Source organism: Nannocystis pusilla (assembly GCF_020073745.1).
GTDB lineage: Bacteria > Myxococcota_A > Polyangia > Nannocystales > Nannocystaceae > Nannocystis > Nannocystis radixulma.
Genome location: NZ_JAIRAU010000027.1, coordinates 109062 through 131777 on the forward strand (window position 1 = coordinate 109062; position 22716 = coordinate 131777).

14 protein-coding genes are annotated in these 22716 nt (G+C 72.3%); 10 read left to right on the forward strand and 4 right to left on the reverse strand.

Annotated elements, in window-relative coordinates; translation table 11 throughout:
- The first annotated feature begins 35 nt into the window (after positions 1-35).
- Complete coding sequence (locus K7C98_RS19355; protein WP_224193167.1) at positions 36-5873, forward strand: Ig-like domain-containing alpha-2-macroglobulin family protein; 5838 nt, start codon at positions 36-38, stop codon at positions 5871-5873.
- A gap of 84 nt (positions 5874-5957) precedes the next feature.
- On the forward strand, positions 5958-6509 hold the full coding sequence (locus K7C98_RS19360) for a hypothetical protein (RefSeq protein ID WP_224193168.1): 552 nt from the start codon (positions 5958-5960) through the stop codon (positions 6507-6509).
- A gap of 124 nt (positions 6510-6633) precedes the next feature.
- Here K7C98_RS19360 and K7C98_RS19365 read toward each other — a convergent pair whose 3' ends face one another.
- Both K7C98_RS19365 and K7C98_RS19370 read right to left on the reverse strand, forming a co-directional pair.
- Positions 6634-7365 (reverse strand): endonuclease/exonuclease/phosphatase family protein, encoded by a 732-nt coding sequence (locus K7C98_RS19365; RefSeq protein ID WP_224193169.1) that lies wholly within the window; start codon positions 7363-7365, stop codon positions 6634-6636.
- A 343-nt stretch (positions 7366-7708) separates the two neighbouring features.
- Positions 7709-8314: a TetR family transcriptional regulator gene (locus tag K7C98_RS19370; protein WP_224193170.1), complete on the reverse strand. Its 606-nt coding sequence runs from the start codon at positions 8312-8314 to the stop codon at positions 7709-7711.
- Positions 8315-8550: 236 nt separating this feature from the next.
- On the opposite strand from K7C98_RS19370, the gene K7C98_RS19375 reads away from it, so the two are divergent.
- From K7C98_RS19375 to K7C98_RS19400, 6 genes are all read left to right on the forward strand, one after another.
- Positions 8551-9405 carry an alpha/beta fold hydrolase gene (locus tag K7C98_RS19375; RefSeq protein WP_224193171.1) on the forward strand — a complete coding sequence of 285 codons (855 nt, stop codon included), beginning with the start codon at positions 8551-8553 and terminating at the stop codon, positions 9403-9405.
- A 99-nt stretch (positions 9406-9504) separates the two neighbouring features.
- Complete coding sequence (locus K7C98_RS19380) at positions 9505-11421, forward strand: glutamate-cysteine ligase family protein (protein ID WP_224193172.1); 1917 nt, start codon at positions 9505-9507, stop codon at positions 11419-11421.
- Positions 11405-12637 carry a succinylglutamate desuccinylase/aspartoacylase family protein gene (locus K7C98_RS19385; RefSeq protein WP_224193173.1) on the forward strand — a complete coding sequence of 411 codons (1233 nt, stop codon included), beginning with the start codon at positions 11405-11407 and terminating at the stop codon, positions 12635-12637. Before K7C98_RS19380 ends, K7C98_RS19385 begins: the two co-directional genes overlap by 17 nt.
- Before the next feature lie 81 nt (positions 12638-12718).
- Positions 12719-13465, forward strand: a complete 747-nt coding sequence (locus K7C98_RS19390; RefSeq protein WP_224193174.1) for a hypothetical protein — start codon at positions 12719-12721, stop codon at positions 13463-13465.
- Positions 13462-14322, forward strand: coding sequence for a sensor histidine kinase (locus K7C98_RS19395; protein ID WP_224193175.1), 861 nt, complete (start codon positions 13462-13464; stop codon positions 14320-14322). The genes K7C98_RS19390 and K7C98_RS19395 overlap by 4 nt, the downstream gene beginning before the upstream one ends.
- Positions 14322-15245 carry a response regulator gene (locus K7C98_RS19400; protein ID WP_224193176.1) on the forward strand — a complete coding sequence of 308 codons (924 nt, stop codon included), beginning with the start codon at positions 14322-14324 and terminating at the stop codon, positions 15243-15245. The genes K7C98_RS19395 and K7C98_RS19400 overlap by 1 nt, the downstream gene beginning before the upstream one ends.
- Before the next feature lie 6 nt (positions 15246-15251).
- On the opposite strand, the gene K7C98_RS19405 is transcribed toward K7C98_RS19400, so the two are convergent.
- Complete coding sequence (locus tag K7C98_RS19405) at positions 15252-17177, reverse strand: hypothetical protein (RefSeq protein ID WP_224193177.1); 1926 nt, start codon at positions 17175-17177, stop codon at positions 15252-15254.
- A 740-nt stretch (positions 17178-17917) separates the two neighbouring features.
- Between K7C98_RS19405 and K7C98_RS19410 the strand changes: the two genes are divergently transcribed.
- Positions 17918-19648 (forward strand): proprotein convertase P-domain-containing protein, encoded by a 1731-nt coding sequence (locus K7C98_RS19410; protein ID WP_224193178.1) that lies wholly within the window; start codon positions 17918-17920, stop codon positions 19646-19648.
- A gap of 104 nt (positions 19649-19752) precedes the next feature.
- Here the strand turns inward: K7C98_RS19410 and K7C98_RS19415 are convergent, their stop codons facing one another.
- The gene (locus K7C98_RS19415) at positions 19753-22056 is read right to left on the reverse strand and encodes a nitric-oxide reductase large subunit (RefSeq protein WP_346660294.1); all 2304 of its coding nucleotides are present in this window, start codon (positions 22054-22056) and stop codon (positions 19753-19755) included.
- 166 nt (positions 22057-22222) lie between these two features.
- Between K7C98_RS19415 and K7C98_RS19420 the strand changes: the two genes are divergently transcribed.
- On the forward strand, positions 22223-22630 hold the full coding sequence (locus tag K7C98_RS19420; protein ID WP_224193180.1) for a hemerythrin domain-containing protein: 408 nt from the start codon (positions 22223-22225) through the stop codon (positions 22628-22630).
- Positions 22631-22716: the final 86 nt, after the last annotated feature.

Below are 22716 nucleotides of genomic sequence, written 5' to 3' on the forward strand. Positions count from 1 at the left end.
ACTTCGGCCCGTCCGCACGGTCCCAGGCCGGTCTCATGGCCCCGCGCATCTCGTCGTCCGCAGCCCTCGTCGCCGCGCTGTTCGCGTGCAAGAACTCTGGCCCGGCCGACCCCGAGCCCGGACCTCCGGACGCGGACATGCTCGCGGCCTTCGACCCCGCGGCCCTCGCCGATCGTCCGGGTGCGCCGCCGCAGGTGGTCCCGGGCGCACCGCTCGCCGTCCTCGACTACGCGCCGCAAGGAAGGACCGCGGGCGGCGCCGCGTTCAAGGTCCGCTTCAACCAGCCGGTCGTCGCGCTCGGCAGCGAGGAGATCCCCGACGCCTCGCGCTTGTTCAGCTTCGACCCGCCGCTGAAGGGCGTGGCCAGGTTCGAGACGCCCGACCTGCTGGTCTTCCGCCCCGAGGAGGAGCTGCAGGACGCCACCCGCTACACCGTGCGGTTCGCCCCCGGGCTGGTCGGACTCGACGGTCAGCGATTGGCGCAGGGCGTCGAGTGGACGTTCGAGACGCCCCGACCGCAATGCACGGGCGCGGTCGACCTGCACGTCAACCGCGACGCGCCGCCGGACACGCGCCGCGACACCCCGTTCGTCGTCACCTTCGATCATCCGACCACGGTCGCCGAGGTCCGCGCCCGCCTGAAGGCCGTCGCGCGCCCGCTCGCCGGCGAGGATGCGAAGCCGGCGCCGGTTCGCCTGCAGATCCGCGAGGCCACCGCCGCCGAGGCGGAGCAGGCCGAGTACCTGGGCTACCGGCACAAGGAGGATCGCGGGCGCCACTACACGGTGCGCCCGCAGGGCCTGTGGCCGGCCGCCAGCGAGATCACGTTGGCGGTCGAGCCGGGGCTGGTCGGCAGCCGGGGCGCCCTCCCGCTCGACACGCCGTGGGAGATGTCCTTTCAGACATATGAACCGCAACGGGTGGTGGCGTTCGGCTGCGGCGGCGAGACCCGCTGCGAGCTCGAGCCGATCGGGCTGTCCCTGCTCAACCCGGTGCGCGAGGCCCAGGCGCGTCACGTGTCGGTAAGCCCGCGGCCGAAGTCGCTGCGCATCGAGGTCGCCGACGCCTACGGCGACGAGGCCGGGCGGGAGATCTCGATCCAGGGCCAGTTCGTGCCCGGCACCACCTACACGGTCACGGTGGCACCTGGCCTGAAGGACATCTACGGCCAGACCCTCGGCGGCGGGTTCCAGCGGACCGTGGTGTTCGAGCGCCGGCCGGAGCTGGCGCTGTCGAGCGACCACGGCACGCTGCTGCCGGGGCGCAAGCAGACCGTCGGGGTCGAGGCGCGGTTCGTGGAGTCGCTGCGGGTGCGCGCGGCGGTGGTCGAAGCGGCCGACCTGATGCGCGGGGCGTGGAAGACCGAGCCGATGCCGGCCGGCGCGCGCGAGCGGACGGTCGCGCTCGAGCCGAAGGGGGCGGGCGGCTGGGCCTCGATCGCGCTCGACGTCGGCGAGCTCGTCGGCGGGGCGCGCGGGCTGGTGCTGGTCGAGGTCGCGGCCGCCGGCGTGGCGGCGAACGCCGAGCGCGACACGCCGTCGGCGGTGCGCGGGCTCTACCGCCTCACCGACCTCGGGCCGGTGGTGATCGACTCACCGGCCCGCGCGGTGGTCCAGGTGCTGCGCCTGTCCGACAGCACGCCGGTGGTCGGCGCCACGGTCTCGCGGGTGGTGACGACGGACGGCCGGACGACGCTGCGCCCGCTCGGGGTGACCGACGGCGACGGCGTGCTCGCGCTGCCGCCGGTGGCCGAGTACGTGGCGAAGGGGATCGTCAAGGCCGGCGAGGGCTCGCAGGCGCAGCGGTTCGTGATCGCCGATCCGGTCACCAGGGACAGCACGGTGATCACGGCCGGCGAGGTGCCCGACGCCGCCAGCCTCGACGCCGATCTGCGGCCGGGCGAGCGGGTGATCGCCCGCGTGGTCGCCGACCGCGGCGCCTACCGCCCGGGTGAGAAGGTCAAGGTGGTCGGCTGGTCCGCGGTCGAAACGCCGCACACGCCGAGCGGCCTCAAGCGCCTGACCCAAAAGACAGAGGTGAAGTTGACCCTCAGCGACCCGACCGGCGCCGAGGTGGCGGCGAAGACGGTCAAGACCACCGCCGAGGGCAAGTACTGGGCCGAGCTCGCGCTGCCGGCCGAGGCCCGGCTCGGCGGGTACACGGTGCGCGCGGCGCTGCCGGGCGGGCAGGCCACGCAGTCGGTCAAGGTCGAGGACTTCCGCGTGCCCGAATTCCAGGTCACCGCGACGGTGGCCAGACCCGACGTGATCGCCGGCGACAAGGCGGCGCTGCGGGTGGCCGCCAACTACTACTTCGGCGGCGCGGTGCCGTTCGCGGCGCTGGCGTATCACTCGAGCTGTACGGCCAATCGCTACCGCCCGCCGGGGCTCGACTCGAGCTGGTGGGTCGGCGAACCGCTCCACTATGGGGCTCGCTACCCCGGTGGCGCTCGCTCGCTGGCGTCCGCAGATCCGAACGCCAAGCCCGGGCTGCGCGAGGTCGAGGTCCCGCTGACGCTCGGCGACGCCAGGGATCCGCACCGCTGCACGATCAGCGCCGAGGTCCGCGACGCCAGCAACCAGGCGGTCGGCGCCGAGGCGCAGCTCCAGGTCCACCCGGCGAACTTCTACATGGCGCTGGCGCTGCCCGCCGGCCACCGCCGCGCCGGCGATCGCGTCGGCGTGCCGATCCGCGCGGTCGACCTCGCGGGCGCGCGCGTGGCCGCGAAGGGCGCGAAGGTCATGGTCGAAAGGACATGGTACGAAGTACAGGAGCGGGCCGAGGGCGGGCGCATGGTGTTCGACGGCCACGTCGAGAAGACGGAGCGCGTCAAGACCTGCGAGCTCGACGTCCCGGCCGAGGGCGCCGACCCGCGCTGCGAGCTGCCGGCGCTCAAGGAGGGCAGCTACGAGGTGCGCGTGGCGGTGACGACGGCGGACAAGCGGCACGTCGGCGCCGCCGCCAGCTTTTGGGTCGCGCCGGGGGACCGCGCCAAGAAGAAGCGGGTCGTGATGCCCGCCGTCACGAAGCTGTCGATCGAGGCCAGCACCGCCGACGTGAGCCCCGGCGATCCGGTCGACGTCGCCGTGCACGCGCCGTGGAAGGGCGGGCGCGGGCTCTTGGTCGTCGATCGCAAGGGGCTGCGCGAGGTCCAGCCGTTCGCGTTCACCGGGGCCGACAGCGGCACCGCGAGCTTCAGCTTCGTCGCCGACGACAGCTGGAGCCCGCAGGTCCACATGCGCGCGTTCGTGGTCGCGCCGATCGGCGCAAAGCGGCCCGAGCGACCCGAGGTGCTGAGCACGCGCACGACGATCGAGCAGGGCGTCGAGCACCGGCGCCTGCAGGTCCGCGTCGAGGCGCCGGTCAAGGCCGGCCCCGGCGATCAGGTCGAGCTGGCCGCGTTCGTGCGCGACGCCGCGGGCGAGCCGGTCGCGGCCCGCGTCGCGCTGTGGGCGGTCGACGAGGCCGTGCTGGCGCTGACCGACTACGAGGTGCCCGACCTGCTGCCGAGCTTCCTCCCCGGCGGCGACGTCGGCACGAGCTCCTACGACGATTATCGCGCGGTGCTGTGGCCGTACACGCCGGTCCCCGACGATCCGTGGCTGTCGGGCTCGTGGGGCTACGGCCGCGGCTACGGCCTGGGCAGCGGCCACGGCGGACGCAGCGCGTCCCTCAAGACGGGACAGGCCAGCGTGGTCCCGCCGGCGCGCGAACGCTTCGAGACCACGCCGGTGTTCCTCGCCGACCTCGCGGCCGACGCGAAGGGCGAGGCGCGGGTGAAGGCGCGGCTGCCGGAGAACCTGACGACGTTCCGGATCTTCGCGCTGGCCTCGGCGCGCCTGGCCGACAAGACGTCGCCCGGCCGCTTCGGCGTCGGCGACGCGCGCACCACCGTGACCACGCCGTTCATCGTCCGCGCCGCCACGCCGCGCCAGCTCCGCCCCGGCGACGCCGCCGAGGTCGCGGCGATCGTCCAGAACTTCACCGACGTCGCCGGCCGCGCGGCGGTCGAGCTGGTGGTGCACGACGACGCAAGTACGAAGGGACAGGGCCTCGTAGTCATGTCCGATAGGACAGCCGATGTCGAGGTCCCGGCCGGCGGGCAGGTGCGGGTGCCGTTCACGATCCGCGCCGACGCGGCCGGCGAGGCCAAGATCGAGGTGCGGGCGGTGCTGCGCGCGGGCGGGGCCGCGGCCGGCCGCGACGCGGTCAAGCTGGCGCTGCCGGTCGAGCCCGAGCGCACGCTGACCGAGAAGGTGGCGATGTACGGCAGCCTGGCCGACGATCGCGCGATCGCCATCCCGGTGGTGATGCCGGGCGCGGTGCGAGCGGACGTCGGCGGGGTGTCGGTGTCGGCCAGCTCGAGCCTGCTCGGCGGGCTCGAGGACGCCGTCGACGCGCTGCTCACCTACCCGTACGGCTGCGTCGAGCAGACGGCGAGCCGGCTGCTCCCGGTGGTCTCGCTGCTGGCGCTGCACTCGACCTATCCGCTCGGGCTGGCCGAAGATCCGGCGCTGTTCGTCAAGGCCGGGGTCGAGCGGATCTTGAGCATGCAAACGTCGTCGGGCGGGTTCGCCTACTGGCCCGGAGGACAGCAGGTGCACGCGTACGCCAGCGCCTACGCGACCTGGGTGCTCGGGCTGGCCGCGCGCGCAGGGCACCCGGTGCCGGGCGCCGCGCTCGAGCGGGCGCTCGACGACCTCGACGCGCGCCTACGGGCGCCGGACCCTTCGCAGAAGGGCTGGGGCGCCGCCGATCTGGTGCGCCAGGCGCTGGCGCTGCACGTGCTGGCCGACGCCGACCGCCACCACCGCGACCGCGTCGACGCGCTGTTCGTCCGCCGCGCCGAGCTGCCGGCGTTCGGACGCGCGTTCCTGCTGATGGCGATGCACCGCGGCGACCCGCAGCGGCCCGAGGTCGCGACGCTGGCGCTGGAGCTGCTGGCCGACCTCGAGGAGCTGCCGGCGACCGCCCACGTGCTCGAGCGCGACGACTGGGGCGGCGCCGCGTTCTTCCACTCCGACGGCCGCAGCGACGCGATCATCCTCGCCGCGCTGCTGCGGGTGAAGCCCGAGCACGCGGTGATCGAGAAGCTGGCCCGCGGCCTGCTCGAGCGGCGGATCGGCGGCGCGTGGCGCAACACGCAGGAGAACGCCTACGCGCTGGTGGCCCTGGCCGACTACGCGCGCGTCCGCGAGGCCGAGCCGCCCGACTTCGTCGGCCGGGCGTGGGTCGGCAAGCGACCTGTCTTCGAGGCCAGCTTCCTCGGGCGCGACCTCAAGGCCCAGGAGGCCACGGCGAAGATGCCGGACATCCTCAAGCCGGCCGGCGCGAGCGCGCAGGCGACGGCGGCGCCGCTGACGGTGATCCTGCAGCGCCAGGGCCAGGGCCGCATGTACTACCGCCTCGGGGCCGAGTGGGCGCCGGCCGAGGCGAGCCCGCCGGCGCGCGAGCACGGCCTCGACGTGCAGCGCTCGCTGCGGCTGGCCGACGGGGCGCTGGGCTCGCGGCCGATCACGATCGGCGACGCCGTCGCGGTCGACCTGACGCTGACCTCGCGCACGCGGATCCGCTACGTGGCGCTCGAGGTCCCGCTGCCCGCCGGCCTCGAGGCGGTGCAGATGAACCTCGGCAAGGGCCAGGCGGCCGGGACGCTGAGGGGGCCGCGCGGCTGGTGGGCGTCGTTCGAGGAGCTGCGTCGCGATCGCGTGGTCGTGTTCGCCGACGACCTGCCCCCGGGGACACATCATCACACCGTGTTCCTGCGCGCGACCAGCCGCGGCGACTATCAGCTGCCCCCGGCCCACGCCGAGGCGATGTACATGCCGGAGGTGTGGGGCCGTTCGGAGGGCGCGAGGGTCACGGTCCGCTGAGGTCCGGATCCCTCAGCGCCCTCCGTGCCGCAGCGGTCGGGGCGCGCCGCTTGTGGGCCTCGCGCGCTCGAGGTAGATGGCGGTGTGACCCCAGCCCCCCGGCTCCTCTCCGCGCTCCTCGCTCTCGGCCTCGCGCTCGGCGCGTGCAAGGATGACGATACCGGCCTCGACTCCGGGATCGACGGCGCCAAGAAGGGCGACCAGCTCACCGACGACGAGCGCAAGCAGTTCTGCGAGGCCGCCGACGCGTACGGCGAGCGGCTGCTGCCCGACTCCGAGTCTCGGGCGGGGATGTGCACCTTCAGGGCCATCAAGGACGCGCTCGCGGCCGACGGCAGCCCCGAGACCTGCGACGTCCTGCGCAAGAGCTGCCTCGCCGGGGACGCGCCGGACCCGGAGCCCGGTGACGCGACCTGCGACCTCGGCATCGACTGGGGCAGCTGCCAGGCGACGATCGCGGAGATCGAGGCCTGCTACGAGGAGTTCGGCGAGAGCTACTCCGCCCGCGTGTGCTCGTTCACCTGCGCGAAGATGGCCGAGTACGCCGACAACCCGCCGAGCCTCGACATCGAGGCCGGGCCCGACTGCAGCATCGCCCGCGCCGAGTGCCCGACGGTGATGGGCCCCGGCAAGTGAGCCGCGAGCGCCTGTCCCTCGGGGCAGGCGAGCATCACGGCGTCTGTCCCTGGGGCCAGGCGAGGTCGCAGCGCACCGGCAGGTCACCCGAGCCGAGCACCTGTTCTTTCGGGGCAGGCGAGCATCACGGCGCCTGTCCCGGGGGCCAGGCGAGGTCGCAGCGCACCGGCAGGTGATCCGAGCCGAGCGCCGGCCCGAGCGCGCGGGCGGCGGTGACCAGCGCCGGGTCGTGGAGGCAGTGGTCGATGGCGACCGGCGGCAGCGGGTGGCCCACCGGCCAGCTCGCCTGCAGGCCGAAGCCGCGCTGCGAGTCGACCAGCCCGGCCGCCAGCAGGCCGCGGAACGGGGCGCTGAACGGGGAGGCGTTGAGGTCGCCGACGACCACGGGCACGCGCCCGGCCGCGCGTTGCTCGCCGACCCACGCGGCGGCCCGCGCCAGCTGGGCGTCGCGGCGCCCGGCCTGGTCGTGGCCGACCGGCGGGAGGGTGTGGACCGCGAGCACGGCGATCCGGCGCCCGCCGACCGCGAGCTCGGCGGCCAGCGCCGGGACGCCGGGGATCAGGTCTTCGCGCCATGTTCGTACGACCATGTTTGATGCGTCATGTCGTACGAGCAAGGTCATGCCGAAGTTGTCCTGCCGCGGCGCCGACTCGATCACCGCGTGGCCGGGCATGGCCGCCAGCGCGGCCGCCCAGTCGGCGTCGACCTCCTGCACGACCACGAGGTCGGCCCCGGCGTCGGCCAGCCAGGCGACCGCCTCGGCCTTGCGCGGGTTGCTCGACAGGCCGTTGAACAGGAGGAGGCGCAGCGCGGGTTCGCCGGCCGCGGCCGGGCGGGCCAGCCACAGCGGCGCCACCTGGACCAGCTCGGCCGCCAGCAGCGCGGCGGCGACGACGGCGACGCGCCGGAGCCGGAGCGCGAGCGTGAGGCCGAGCGCGAGCGCGGCGAGCAGCGCGTACCACAGGCGGAAGTGGCTGGCGAGGTCGAGTCGCCAGTCGAGCCCGCCGAGGTGGCCGGCCAGACTGAAGAGACATGTCCCGAAGACCAGGACGACGGTGAGCCCGGCGAGCGCGCGGCGCGGGGCGGAACGAGGGCGGATGTCGGACAGGGGCGGACTCCTGGGCGGCGGCTGAGCCTACTTCGTCCGGGGGGTCGGCGGCATTCCACGCGCGCGACGAAGGTCTCCCGCGCGGGGCCGCTCACGTCGCGGCTGTCGGCGGCAGCCCGCGCAGCAGGGCCGCGGCGTGGGCCTGGAGGGCGGCGGTGAAGTCGAGGCGCAGCGGCTCGATCGTCGGGCAGGCGAGGGGGGCCGCCAGCTCGGGGGCGGGGTGCGTCATCTGGTGCAGCCCGATGGCCGCGGCGTGGAGGTGCAGCATGAAGCGCAGGCCGTCGCCGGGCCGCAGGGCAGCGCAGCGCCGCTCGAGCAGCGCCGCCGTTTGCAGCGTCTGTGCCAGCATGCCGCGGCGCCACGCCAGCACCACCGCCGGCGCGACGTTGTGCTCGAGCACCGCGTGCTGCAGCGCCAGCAGCCGGGCCAGCCGCACGCGCGCGGCGAGCGAGCGGGCCAGCAGCTCCGCCAGCGCCTCGGGGGCGGCCGGCGCCTCGTCGCCGGCGAGGGCGACCTCGACGTCGCCGAGCCACTCGCCGAGCTGCTCGAGCGCGAGCTGGAGGAACAGCTCCTCCTTGGTCGCGAAGTAGAGATAGACTGTCCCTTTGGCCAGGTTGGCGCGGCGGGCGATGTCGGCGACGGTGACCGCGTTGTACGGCAGCTCGTCGAACGCCTCGGCCGCAGCGCGCAGGAGCACACGCCGACGCGATTGCTTGTCCGCGTCGGCCCGCGCGCGTCGCTTCGGCGGGACATCTACCATCGATCTTTCGGGAGCACCCCCACGGTGAATGAGACACTCGCCGGAGTCAACCTGCGTAGGTGCGTTCGCAGCGCCTCGACGTGATGTCTCAAGGGCCAGGTCACTGGCGCACACGTGGTCGGTTTGCGCCCGCCGAGTTGCGTTCAGCTGCCAATTCGGACATGGTCCGGCGCATGCTTACACCTCGCGGCGAGCGGCTCATCGACATCGGCGGCACCCGGCTCGCGGCGCTGTGCTTCGGCCCGGAGGACGGCGTTCCGGTGCTGGCGATGCACGGTTGGCTCGACAACGCGGCGAGCTTCGAGCGGCTCGCGGAGCACCTGCACGGCGTCAACCTCGTCGCGCTCGACCTCGCCGGTCACGGGCTGTCGCAGCGGCGCGCCGACGGTGTCTACGTGTTCCTCGATTACGTCGCCGACGCGTCGCTGGCGATCTCGGCGCTCGGCTGGTCGCGCTGCGTCGTCGTCGGCCATTCGCTCGGGGCGGGCGTGGCGGCCCTGCTCGCCGGGACATGTCCCGAACAGGTCACGCGGCTCGTGCTGCTCGAAGGGCTGGGCCCGCTGACGAACCCCGACGACGCCGCGCCGCGGCAGCTCCGGGACGCGCTGCAGGCCGAGGCGGCCGCCCGCGCCCGCGACGAGCACGGTGGTTACGCCGGCGCCGAGCAGGTCGCGGAGCGCCTGGCGAGCGCGACCGGGATGCGCGTCGACTCGGCGCGGATCTTGCTGCGCCGCGGGCTCGAGCCCCACGGGGGCCGGGTGCGCTGGCGGGCCGATCCCCACCTGCGCTTGCCCTCGCGGCAGCGGCTGACGGAGGCCCAGGTGCGGGCTTTCTTCACCGCGATCGCGTGCCCGACTCTGGTGGTGCGCGCCGTCCCGGGGATGGCGTTCGACGAGGCCCTGATGCGCGAGCGCCTGGCCATGATCGGCGGCGCCGTGCTCGCCGAGGTCCCGGGGGGGCATCACGCCCACCTCGACAACCCGGCGGCGGTCGCAGCGATCGTCGGACCGTTCGTATCGGCAGTGTGACAGCGTTCTCCGCGCACTTCGCGCTTGAGCCCGCCGGAAACCGCACGGCCGAATTTGGCCGCCGATCCGAGAGCGGATACCCTGCGACCAAATACGCCCATGGGTGAACAAAACATCGCGACGTCCGACGACGACCAGCTGCGCAATTTCATGAAGAAGCTCCTCGACGACGTGGTCGCGCTCGAGCGGCTGCTCGAGACCGATCGCTTCGAGACCGGCGTGCGCCGGGTCGGCGCCGAGCAAGAGATGTTCCTCGTCGACCGCAGCCTGCGGCCGGCGTCGGTGGTCATGGAGGTGCTCGAGCGGGCCCAGGACCCGCGCCTCACCACGGAGCTCGCGCGCTTCAACCTCGAGGCCAACCTGTCGCCGCAGGTGTTCAACGCGTCGTGCCTGCGCCGCATGGAGGACGAGCTCAACGAGGTCGTCGGGGTCGCCCGCGACGCCGCGCGCCACTGCGGCGCCGACATCCTGCTGACCGGCATCCTGCCGACGCTGCGCAAGGCCGACCTCGGGCTCGACAACATGACGCCCAAGCCGCGCTACCTCGAGCTGAACCGCACCCTGCGGCGGCTCCGCGGCGACGACTTCCACGTGCTGATCCGCGGCATCGAGGAGCTCGAGACGACGCACGACAACGTGATGCTCGAGTCGTGCAACACCAGCTTCCAGGTCCACTTCCAGGTCAGCCCGAGCGAGTTCGCCAAGTTCTACAACCTGGCCCAGGCGGTCACCGGCCCGCTGCTGGCCGCGGCCGTCAACTCGCCCGTGCTGCTCAAGCACCGCCTGTGGCACGAGACGCGGATCGCCCTGTTCGAGCGCTCGGTCGACACGCGCTCGCAGGTGCGGGTCGACCGCGCCGCGCGGCCGCGCGTGCACTTCGGCGACGGGTGGATCCAGCAGAGCGTGCTCGAGATCTTCCGCGAGGACATCGCCCGCTTCCGGATCCTGATCGCCAACGCGATCGACGAGGACCCGATGCAGGTGATCGAGCGCGGCGGGATCCCGCAGTTCGGCGCGCTGCGCCTGCACAACGGCACCGTGTACCGGTGGAACCGCGCCTGCTACGGCGTGTCGGCCGACAAGGCGCACCTGCGCATCGAGAACCGCGTGCTGCCGTCGGGGCCGACGGTGCTCGACGAGGTCGCCAACGCGGCGTTCTTCTTCGGCCTGATGGCGGCGCTCGCCGAGGACGAGCGGCCTGTCTTCAAGGACATGTCCTTCGAGGACGCCAAGGCGAACTTCTTCAACGCCGCGCGCGACGGCCTCAAGGCGCAGCAGACGTGGAAGGGCCGGACGATGTCGGCGCAGGACCTGATCCTGACCGAGCTGCTCAAGACGGCCCGCTGGGGCCTGCAGCACGTCAAGGTCGACGGCAGCGACATCGACCGCTACCTCGGCACCATCGAGGAGCGCGTCCGCAAGGGCACCACGGGGTCGCAGTGGATGTTGAACTCGCTGCACGCGATGGGCGAGCAGGGCACCTCGGACGTCCGCTACCGCACGCTGTCGTCGGCGATGCTCAGCAACCAGAAGAGCGGCGCGCCGGTCCACACGTGGGAGACCGCGCGGCTCGAGGGCGAGCCGAAGACCTGGCGCGACTCGTATCAGACGGCCGGTCAGTTCATGTCGACCGACATCTTCACCGTCCAGCCGAGCGACATCATCGACCTCGCGGCCAACATCATGGACTGGAAGAAGATCCGCCACATCCTCGTGGAGGACGAGGAGGGCCGGCTGGTCGGCCTGCTGTCGCACCGCGCGCTGATCCGCATGGTCGCCCGCGGCGCCCGGAGCGTCCAGGACAACGCCACGGTCGCGCAGCTGATGGTCAAGAACCCGCTGACGATCGGGCCGGAGATGCCGACGCTCGAGGTGATGAAGCTGATGCGCGAGCGCGGCATCTCGTGCCTGCCGGTGGTCGAGGGCGACAAGCTGGTCGGCGTGATCACGGAGCGCGACCTCATTGACGTCTCGGGCAAATTGCTCGAAAGCTACCTGCGTGACGCTCAGCAGTAGCGGCCCGCCGACCACGCGACCCCCCGGCCCGGGCGCGCACCCGCGCGTGCTCGGGCGCTACAGCAGCGGGCGCCCCGGACCCACGGTCGTGTGCATCGGGGCGCTCCACGGCAACGAGCCGGCTGGCCTTTCGGCCATCTCACGCGTGCTCGCCCGCCTGCAGGACGGCGGCGTGCCGCTGCGCGGCGAGCTCGTCGGCGTGACCGGCAACCGCCGCGCGCTGATCGAGGAGCGCCGCTTCGTCGACCGCGACCTCAACCGCCGCTGGACCCCGGACAACATCGCCCGCATCGTCGCGGGGACGATCGAGACCAGCGAGGATCAGGAGACGCGCGAGCTGCTGGGCGTGTTCCTCCCCCTCTTGCGGCGCGGGCCGGTCCACTTCATCGACCTCCACAGCACCTCGGGGCTGTCGACGCCGTTTTCGTGCATGGCCGACGTCCTGCGCAACCGCCCGCTGGCGCTGGCGCTGCCGATCCCGGTGGTGCTCGGGCTCGAGGAGGTGATCGAGGGCTCGATGCTCGGCTACCTGTGCGACCTCGGCCACGTCGGCGTGGCGATCGAAGGCGGGCAGCACGACGACCCGCGCACCGTCGACTTCCACGAGTCGGCGCTGCTGCTCATGCTGGTGGCGGCCGGCTCGCTCGAGGCGCGCCACGTGCCCGACCTCGCGGCCCATCGCGCCCGCCTCGCGGCCGTCAACTCAGGCATGCCCGCGGTGTGCGAGATCCGCCACCGGCACGTGATCAAGGCCGAGGACGAGCCGTTCGTCATGCTGCCCGGCTTCGTCAACTTCCAGATCGTCGAGCGCGGCCAGGCGGTCGCCGGCGACCGCCGCGGCCCGGTGCGCGCGCCCGAGACCGGGATGATGATGCTGCCGCGCTACCAGGGCCAGGGCGACGACGGCTACTTCATCGCCCGTCCGGTCTCGCGCACGGCGCTGCGGGTGTCGGCGGCGCTGCGGACGTTGCGGCTCGACGTGCTGGTGCCCTGGCTGCCGGGCGTGTCGCGCCACCCCGAGCGCGCCGATCACTACGTCGCCGACCCCGCGATCGCGCGCGTGGCGGTCGAGCAGGTGTTCCACCTGTTCGGCTACCGCCACGTGCGCGCCGACGCCGAGCGGCTGGTGTTCAGCCGCCGGCGCCCCGCGGCGCGCCCGATGCTGCCGGCCGAGCTGCAGCGGCTGCGCGAGGGCGACGAGACCGTCGAGGGGTGAGTTCGAGATGTGCGAGAGCAGCGGGGCGCCGAGCCTGCTCGCACGGTTGCTGGTGCTCGGCATCGACGCTAGGCTCCTGCGGTGTTCGTCGAAGCGCTCCGTCGGCATCTCGAGCTGGCCCGACAGGGCTTGCTGACGACGCGCAGGTTCCCGACGTGGATGGACGACGCGCGCCGCGAGGCGAAGGTCCTCGAGATCTTCGACGCTGCAGAGAAGCAGGCTGGTGAGAAGGGACCTTGGCCCGGCGAGGACCGTTGGCAGGGATTTTGGAGCCTCCTCCAGCGTTGGGGCGATGGGCACGCGCAAACCCTGGTCGAGCACGCGGTCGCTCACCTCGCAGAGTCGGGCCTCCTGTCCGGTCAGCCCGACGAGGACGAATGGCTGATCGCGTGGGTTCTACGCAAGGAAATCGTCGCTCGGGGAGTCCATCGTTCGGACGAACTACGGAGTTTTCCTTCTCAGGTTCGGGGCTTGCGTCTTCAGGCGAGCGCCAGGCGGGCGGCTGCAGAAGCCGTCGCCGTGGTGACAGCGTTGGGCGACTTTCCTACGCGCCGTTATGCCGAAGAGCTCCAGTTGACCAAGACGACGGACTCGACGACCACCTTGCGACCGGCTGGGGCGGTGTTCCTCGGTCTGCGAGGGCGAGATGCGATGCGCTGGTTATTGGCGCTCGAAGTGTCCGCGGCGTTGGGAGACCAGGACCCTTGGCGGATCAGTTCGGAGCGAGCGCAGCCCTCCTCGGTGCTCGGCGAGCGGATGTATGGAGTGGGGAAGAGAGGCAGTGGCCGTGGGATTTCGACGAGCGACGCTTCGCCTCGAGCGGATTGATCGAGGTCGTGGCGGAGCAATATCTCGAGATGTATCGCGTCACTCCGATCGGCGTCGAGCTGTTCGGCGAGCTCGAGCAACCATCCGGAGAGGCGCTGCGGTCGCTCGCGCGCGCGACCCTCGCCGACGAGGCACACGAGGCGTTGCACGGGCGGCCACCGGCGGTCTCCGAGGCAGCGGAGCTCGGGCGGCACACGCGGATGGTCGCGCACGAGCTCCGCAACATCCTGGTTCCCGTGCAGCTCACGTTGAAGCAACTGCGGCGCCAGGGGAGCGGTGAGGGATTCGTGACGGAGAACGCGGGCTCGCTCGACAACATCGCCAGCGGGCTCGAGCGGGCGCTGCGGTTCGCCACCGACACCGCGCGCGTGACGAGTCAGGGCACCAGTCGCGACGAGCTGTTCGCTGCGGAGGCGGCGGTGCGGGACGCGATCGTGGCGGTAGAGTCAGACCTGCGTCATCCGGTCGAGTTCGAGTCGACCGCGGGCGTCGAGCGCGTCTATCTCCGCGGGCGGCGGGAGCGGTTCGTTCTGGCGATCCTCAATCTCTTGCGCAACGCGAGTCAGGCCGGCGGTGTCGAGGTCAGGATCTTCGTCCGCGCCGAGATGACGGGCGGGACAGGCGCTCGCCTCGTCGTCATGGTGGAGGACGACGGACCGGGCGTGCCGGTCGAGCAGCAGGCCGCGATCTTCGCCGATGGCGTGTCGTTTCGCGCCGGTGGAAGCGGCCATGGGCTCGCCCTCGTTCGCGGGGTCGTCGAGGACGAGCTGCGCGGGTCGATCCACTACGAACCCAGCCAGCGCGGCGGAGCGCGGTTCGTGCTGCGGTTGCCGATCCCGCTCGAAGGAGTCACATGATGCTGAGCCCCAAGATCCTGGTCGTCGACGACGATCCGAGCTTCGTCCAGATCTACCTCGGCATCCTGAAGGCCGAAGGGTACTCGGCCGAGAGCGCCGCGTCGCGCGACGAGGCGCTGGCGAAGCTCGACGCGGGCGACTGGACGGCGGTGCTCTTCGATCAGCGGCTGCGCGGCCCGGATGGCCCCGACAGCGGGCTCGATCTCCTGGAGGAGGTCTCTCGTCGCTCGCCCGGGGCGAAGACGATCGTGGTCACGGGATACGCCGACAGCCGGGCCGTGGAGCGGGCCTTCGAGCTGGGCGCTTACGATTATCTCGAGAAGAACGAGGTGCTCGACGCGTTGCTGCGGATCAAGCTGCGCAGCGCCTGGGAGAGCGTCCGGGCTCGCGACGCTGCTGCACTCGCGCGCAGCGAGCTCGACCGCCAGTTGCGCGAGACCTGGACCGCGTGCCTCACCGAGGTCGACAAGAACCGCAAGGGGGCGCTCCTCGAGGAGGTGCTCGACACGCTGTTCCGCACCATGCCGGGTTTCGTCGTGTTCCAGCGCAATCGTCGCAACGACATCGAAGAGATGGATCTCGTGGTGCGCATCGAGTCGACCGATCCGTTCTGGCGCGACGAGGGGCAGTACCTGCTGGTCGAGTGCAAGCACTGGAGCGCCCCGGTGCCACGCCACGAGTTCGACTCGCTGCGCGGGAAGATGAACCGCAAGCATCGTCGCTGTCGGCTCGGTGTGTTCGTCGCGTTGAACGGCTTCACGCAGCCGTTCCGGGCGATGGCGACGCTGGTATCGAGTGAGAGCCATGACCTCGTGCTGCCTGTCGATCGCGAGCGCCTCGAGCGCTGGATCGCCGCGAGCGATCGCGTCCAGTTCCTGAAAGACCTGCACGGCGAGGTCACGACGGCAGCCGACGCCAAGTAGCGGCGACTACTTGCGCGGCTGGATCATCTGGAAGTAGCGCTTGACGCGGCGGCGCTGCTCGGCGGGCAGGGCCTCGCTGTCGAGCGTGCTCTGGGCGAACGCCTTGTAGTCGGTGTACATGGTGCGGTAGGGCGCGGAGGCGAAGCCCTCCTGGCTGGCGGTCTTGATGATCTCGGCCTTGGTCGTGCCCTTGCCCTGCTTGGGGTCGACGCGGACGTCCTTCGGCTTGACCTTGAGGCCGGTCGGATCGCCGAGGGCATCGGCCGAGCCCTGGCCCATGCCGTCGCCCTGGGCCTGGCCGTCGCCGGACGAGTCCTGGCCCTGGCCGCTGTCCTGGCCGTCGCCGTCGCCGCTGTCCTGCGGGTCGCCGCCGTCGCCGCTGTCCTGCGGGTCGCCGCCGGAGTCGCCCTCCATCTGCATGCTCGGCTCGCCGTCGCCGAGGTCGCCCTCGACCAGCAGGGTCGGGCCGTCCTTTTGGCCGGGCTTCTTGCCCTTGGCGGCCTTGGCGAACTTCTGCATCTGCTGCTTGCGCTTGTCGTCCTGCTCGCCGCCCTGGCCGGCGCGGCGCATGAAGCTCTTGGCCTCCTCGAGGTCGTCGCGCGCCTGGCCGAGGCGGCGCGACTGCGAGGCCTTGCGGGCGGCGTCACCGGCTCCGCGGCGCAGCTGCTCGAGCGCGCGCTTCTTCTGCTGTGAGCCCTTCTGGCCCTTCTGGGCGTCGTTGGCCTGGCGGCGCAGCTCGTCGAGCTTGCGCTGGGCGGCCTTCTCGCGCTCGTGCTGGCGGCGCAGCTCGTCGACCTTCTCCTGCTGCTTCTTGAGCCGGCGCTCCTGCTCCTGCGGGTCGGCGGCGGGCTGCTCCTGCTGGCGCTTGAGCCGACGCTCGGCCTCGGCCAGCTGTGACGCGGTGTCGGTGTTCTCGCCGGCCGCCTTGCCGAGCGACTTCTCGGCCTGCTGCATGGCCCGCTGCAGCGACCTCTCGGCCTCGTCGCTGGCCTCGGCGGCCGCCTCGGCGTCGGCGAGCGACCTCTCGGCCTCGTCGCCGTCGCCGCGCGCCAGCGCCTCGGCCGCGTCCTGCGTGATCTCCTCCTGCTTGAGCGCCTCGGCCAGCTGGCGCACGCCCTCGGCCAGCACGGCCGGGTCCTCCTCCATCCTGGCCTCGAGGTCAGCCTCGGCCTCGGCCAGCGACTTCTCGAGCTCCTCGAGCTGGGCGTAGGCGGCCTCGCGGTCGAGCTCGCCGCGGCCGTAGGCGTCGAGGATCTGCAGCATGCGCTCGGCCAGCGCGGCGGCCCGGTCCTCGCCCTCCTTGAGCGCCCGCAGGTCCTCGCGCAGCGGCTCGGTCAGGGCGCGGTCGGTCGGCGCCTTCCTGGCCGCGGCCTTGGCTGACTCTTCGGGCATGTCCGGAGGTTCAGGATCGTCGGCGACCGGCGGCGGCGGGCGCGGGACCAGCATGGCGAGCACGAGCAGCGCCGCGGCGGCGAAGTCGTGCGCGCGCAGGCCGGGCGGGCGCAGCGGGACGACGGGGCGCGGGTCGATCGCGGGCGCGGCCGCCTCGGCGTCGGCGACGTGCAGGGCCAGCAGATCGGCGGCCTGGGCGTCGCCGGCGGGGAGCGGGCGCCCTGCGATCTCGAAGGCGTTGCCGATGAGGTCGTGGAGGCCGTAGTGGGCGTCGATCCTGCGGGCGGCCCGACGCGGCCGGGCCGGGCGCACGACGGCGTAGACGAGCACGAGCACGACCGGCACGAGGCCGAGCCAGCCGAGCCAGGCAGGGGCGTCGAGGCGGCGCGTGGCGAGGACGCCCGCCGCGGCGAGGACACAGCCGAGCGGCAGGGCGACGCGGGTGAGCAGGGCGGCGGCGTCGGCGACGCGCTCGCGCCGGCAGGCGGCCCGCACCAGGCGCTCGACCTGCGGGGCGGCGGGGCCTGGGCGATCGGACATGCCGCCGGGGACCTGGCTCATCGGTCACCTCGAGAGCGTTCGCGGCCTGCCCGGGGCCGGCGGCCCGATGCCGTGGGGCGCGAGGATGCCTCTTGGGACATGTCGCAGGAGACCTGGCTCATCGAACACCTTGATCGGGACGCCCGCGATGATCGGTGGGTCGGCGACCGCCCGTCGATGCCGCGGCGCTCAAAGATGCCTTTTCGAGCATGTCGCGAGAGACATGGCGCAGCGAGCACCTCACGCGAGGGGGCCCGGGCGAGCGCGGGCGAACGGGGTGGGGCGGTCCCGGAGGCGCAGGCGAGCGGCACGTCGGCCGATTCTAGCCGCAGCGACCGGGCTCGGCGAGGCCCCGGGCAGAGAACGGGCCAGGGAGGGCAGCGGCAGCCCCGCCGGGCGCGGGCCGGGTGCGCCCGGTTTTGCGCGGCGTCTCGGTCCGAGGCGGCGAAGAGGACGCGCCGATCCGCGAGCTGCGGCCCGGGCAGGTCCTCCTCGCCCGGGCGCCGTGTGCGAGCCGACATGGTGGCGCGGCGCAGCTCCCCGGCGCCAGGTCGCGGGCTGCTGGACCGCTCATCTCGAGCGATGCGCGCGCATCGATCCGGATGCGCGCGCATCTCGGTGCTCGCGCCCTGTCGTCGCCAAAGCGAACTGCGGAGGCGAATCGGTCGGCGGGGCCGACCCAAACGCGCTGGCACGCGGGTTGCTCAGGCGGGAGGCATCGCGGACTCAGGAGCCCAACTATGTCTCTCCGTAATTCCCATCGTCGTATCGTCACTCCTCTCTCCCTCTTCTCCCTCGCGCTCGCCCTCGCGGTCGTCCCCGGCTGTGACGAGGACGCGGCCGACCTCGATGTCGTCGAGGACGACGAGCAGCTCGCCGACGCCGACGAGCCCGGCGAGTCGGTCGTGGCCGACAGCGAATTCACCTGCGAGGTCGACGAGGCGAGCGCGCACCTCGACCGAGCGCGTGCGGCCGAAGATGTATGGCCCGGAGGCGCCGTCGATCTCTCCGCCGTGGGCAGCGACCCGCCCGCGTTCGAGCTGAGGGTCGAGGCAGAGGCCTCGTCGCCGGCGCCGCGCAACGTCTTCGGCGTCGCGACCACGCGTTATTACCACCAGGCGCAGCTGCGCCCGATCAAGCTGTGCAACGACAACGGCACCACCTGCTCGGCGCTGACGCAGGCGAACATGCAGGCCGCGATCGACTGGGCCGACCGGGTCCAGTACCGCAGCGACAGCATGCTGCGCTTCCGCATCGACGCCGGCACCAACTTCAACGCCTTCGTCAACAACAGCGGGATCAACAACAGTTGCACCCCGGTCGCCAACCTCGCGTCGTACACGACCCCCGATCCCAACGGCGACGGCCAGGACGACACCCCCGCCGACGCGGCGTTCCTGTGCCCGCCGTCGTTCGACGACGCCGACGCCACCGACCTGGGGCAGGACATCGAGGCCGAGGGCGCGGTGCCGCTGTTCGCGCGGGCCGGCATCGGCACCGTCGTGTGGGACGCGGCGACGAGCTCGTGGAAGACGAAGGCCATCTCCGGGGGCAGCTCGTGGTGCACCACCCACTACGTCAACTTGACGGGCAACTTCTGGGGCAGCAGCTTCCTCGCCCACGAGCTCGGGCACTACTTCTGCCTGCCGCACACCTTCCTCGAGGGCAGCACCAAGCCGAAGACGCTGTCGGACTTCACGAGTCAGATCATCGGCAAGGTCGTCGGCGGGCACACGGCGTGGGACACCGCCGGGATCGTCAACGCCCTGTACGACGTCGACAGATCGGTCTCCTGGCTCACCGGCGGCCTCGCGTACCTGGCGAGCTACCCGATCAACGACACGCCGGCCGATCCGGGCGAGACGCTGTTCGCCGCGGTGCACGGCGACGAGTGCAACCCGAACCCGCTGCTGTCGATCTACACCAGCATCTTCTTCGGCGCGCCGTACAACGCCTCGATCCTCTACTTCGCCAACCCCGACCGGCGCAACGTGATGAGCTACTTCAAGCACTGCTTCGGCGACCGCCAGCGCCTGTCGCCGCAGCAGCGCGGGCGCATGCTCGCGGCGGTGACCGGCCATCGCAGCGGCGTCGTCGACTGGGTCAGCGTCTCCGCGTGGGAGAACTGGACCGACGTCACGATCCCCTTCCGGCCGCTCGGGGGCGATCCCGTGTACGTCGACAGCAAGATCACGACGACGGGGGTCGGCAACGCGGCCCGCGTGCGCGTCCACGTCGACGTCGAGCACGAGATCAGCGGGCTCCACATCAAGCTCGTCGACCCCAACGGCGTCGAGCACTCGCTGCACGGCCCGGGCGACGCCAACGGCATCACCGGCGACGTCAAGACGATCTTCTACCTCTCGAACCTGCCCCGCGCCGGCCTGTGGCAGCTCAAGGTCGCGGCCGCGTACTCGCAGCTCGACGGCGACAACGGCCGGATCGACGAGTGGCGCATCGAGTTCGAGTGACGCGCGGGCGCGACGTGCGGGCGAGGCGACCTCGACCGGCTCGTCGCGCTTGACCGGTCCGGAGCCGCGCCGCGGGCATCACTCGTCCGCGGCACGCGGCGCGATCACGCTGTCTCCTCGCTCGCAGGCTCGCACGGCGTGAGCTCGGTGAACAGGAGCTGCTGGCTGTCGCCGCCGGCGCCCTGGTGGGCGCCGCGGTGGCGGACGCCCTGGAAGGCGAGCCAGAGCAGCGGGAGCACGCCGCCGAGGATGAACAGGAGGTCTCCGGGGAGCCGCAGGACCTCGATCCACCAGTTGGTGTCGGCGGTGATGAACTCGAGGTCGCGGGCGGCGTGATAGCCGGCGCTGACGGAGTGGTGGAGCTGGAGGACGCCGAGCGGCAGGAGGGTGACGAAGGCCATCCACGCGAGGCCGAGGTTGAGCGACCAGAAGCTGAGCCTCGCCAGGCGGTCGGACCAGCGCTCTTCGGGCACCAGGTAGCGCAGGCAGAACAGCATGAAGCCGACGGCGAGCATGCCGTAGACGCCCATCATGGCCGCGTGGGCGTGGTTGGCGGTGAGGGCGGTGCCGATCTCGTAGTAGGAGACGATCGGGAGGTTGACGAGGAAGCCGAACACGCCGGCGCCGACGAAGTTCCAGAAGCCGACGGCGACCAGGAACATGACGGCCCAGCGGTGCGGGAACGGGGTCGAGGAGCGGGCCTCCTGCTGGACGCCGAGCTGGAGGAAGTTCCAGGCCTCGGCGGTGAGGAGGGTCAGCGGGATGACCTCCATCGCCGAGAAGAAGGCGCCGAGCGCGAGGACCTCGGCCGGCTCGCCGTTGAAGTAGAGGTGGTGCGCGGTGCCGATGACCCCGCCCGCGCTGTAGAGGACGATGTCGACGAAGATGACGGTCAGGGCCACGCGCTCGCGCACGACGCCGAGCAGGACGAACATGTAGGCGACCATCACCGTGGTGAACAGCTCGAGGAAGTCCTCGACCCACAGGTGCACGACGATGAAGCGCCAGAAGTCGGCGACGACGAAGCTGGCGCGCGGGTGGGCCAGCAGGCCGACGGCGTACCACGCCGGCAGCGCGAGCGCGGCGAAGAAGAACAGCCACGGCATGTTGGCGGCGTGCTCGACCGCGAGCCGCCGCCGCAGCGAGCGCCACAAGATCGCGACCCAGAAGAACATCCCGCCGGTGAGCAGGACCTGCCAGAACCGGCCGAGGTCGAGGTACTCGAAGCCCTGCATCCCGAACCACAGCCACGCGTCGCCGAACCAGCCGTGGATCCCGGCCAGCTCGCCGAGCAAGCTGCCGCCGACCACGACCGCGAGGGCGCCGAGCAGCGCGTAGGTGAGCACGTGCTGGCCGCGCGGCTCCCGGTGCCCGGCGATCATCGGCGCGAGGAAGATGCCCGCGGCGAGGAACGAGGTCACGACCCAGAAGATCGCCAGCTGGACGTGCCAGGTGCGGGCGATGTTGTACGGCAGGAAGTAGTCGAGGCGGAGGCCGAACACGCCGCCCAGCTCGGTGCGGTAGTGCTGGGTGAGCGCGCCGAGCACGGCCTGCAGCAGGAACATCGCCGCCATGACGAAGAAGAACCCGGCCGTGGCCCGCTGCGACGGGGTGAGGGCGACCGCGTCGGGCGGACGAAACGACAGCTTGTAGCGCTCGCTGCCGTGCCAGCCGAGCCAGTCCCAGCGGCCGAACGCGGCCATGACGGCGCCGATGCCGGCCAGCAGGGCGATCAGCGAGAGCACGCTCCAGACGATCGCGTCGGCGGTCGGTCGGTTGTCGACGAGCTCCTCGGGCGGCCAATTGTTGGTGTACGAGTAGTCCTCGCCGGGTCGCTGCGCCGCGGCCACCCAGGCGCTCCAGGCGAAGTAGGCGGTCAGGCGGCGGGTGTCGTCGGCGTCGACGATCGCGGCGGGTCGCAAGCCGCGGCCGCCCGCGGCGTCGGTGAAGAGCTCGTGATAATGCCGCTCGAGCCGGCGATGGGCCGCCGTACGCGCGGCGGAGTAGGCCAGCGTGCCGCTGTCCGGGTCGTAGTGATTGGCGCGGAACTCGGCGACGGTGAGGCGATGGGCGTCGGCGTGGTCGCTGCGGTGCTGCTGCTCGACGTCGGCGGCGGCGCGGTGCAGATAGTCGGCGGTGAAGTCGGGGCCGAGATAGGCGCCGTGGCCGAAGATCGAGCCGTACTGCATGATGCCGTTGCGGAGGAACACCTCCTGCCCGGCTCGCACGTCCTCGCCGGTGAACACGAGCTCGCCGGTGGGCGAGACGACCCGGTCGGGGATCGGCGGCTCGGCCTGGTAGGTGCGGGCGGCGATGAAGCCGAGCACGGAGAAGCCGAACAGGGCCACGAGGGCCACGGCTTGCACCCAACCGTGGGAGATCAGGGGTCCTCGTCGTTGCATTTGCATGGCCGGTGCGCGCACGGTAACACCTGCGCGCGCCCGGGCCGGCGGCAACGCTTGCGCCGGCGCGCCGGCGCGTCCATCCTCGGCGGGCCGCCTCGAAGCCCGTCATGCGCGACATGCGACAAGCCATGGCCGCCTGCCTGTCGCGCTCCCGCGGCGCGGGAGGGCGATGAAGCGCGATCCCAGGCTCAGGGGGCTGTCGTCGGAGCACCACCATGCGCTGGTGCTCGCGCGCACGGTGACGGCGCTGGTCGCCGCGGGCCGGGCAGACGACGCGGCCAACCACCTGATCGACCGCTTCGAGCACGAGCTCGAGCCGCACTTCCGCGTCGAGGAGGCGCTGCTGCTGCCGGCGCTGCGAGGCGCCGGCGAGGTCGCGCTGGTCGAGCGGACGGAGGCCGACCACGCGTCCCTGCGGGCCCTGGCGCTGGCCGCCAGGGGCGGTCGCCGCGACGGCCTGGTCGCGTTCGCCGAGCGCCTGACCGACCACGTCCGCTTCGAGGAGCGCGAGCTGTTCCCGTGCTGCGAGGCGCGGCTGCCGGCCGCCGTGCTCGACGCGGTCGGGCAGCGCAGGTGAGCGGCGTCTCGCGGCCTGGACCACGAGCGGCGAGGTCGGCCCGGCCCGTGGCGGCCGGGTGGGCCAGGACGGTGAAGCCGAGCTCA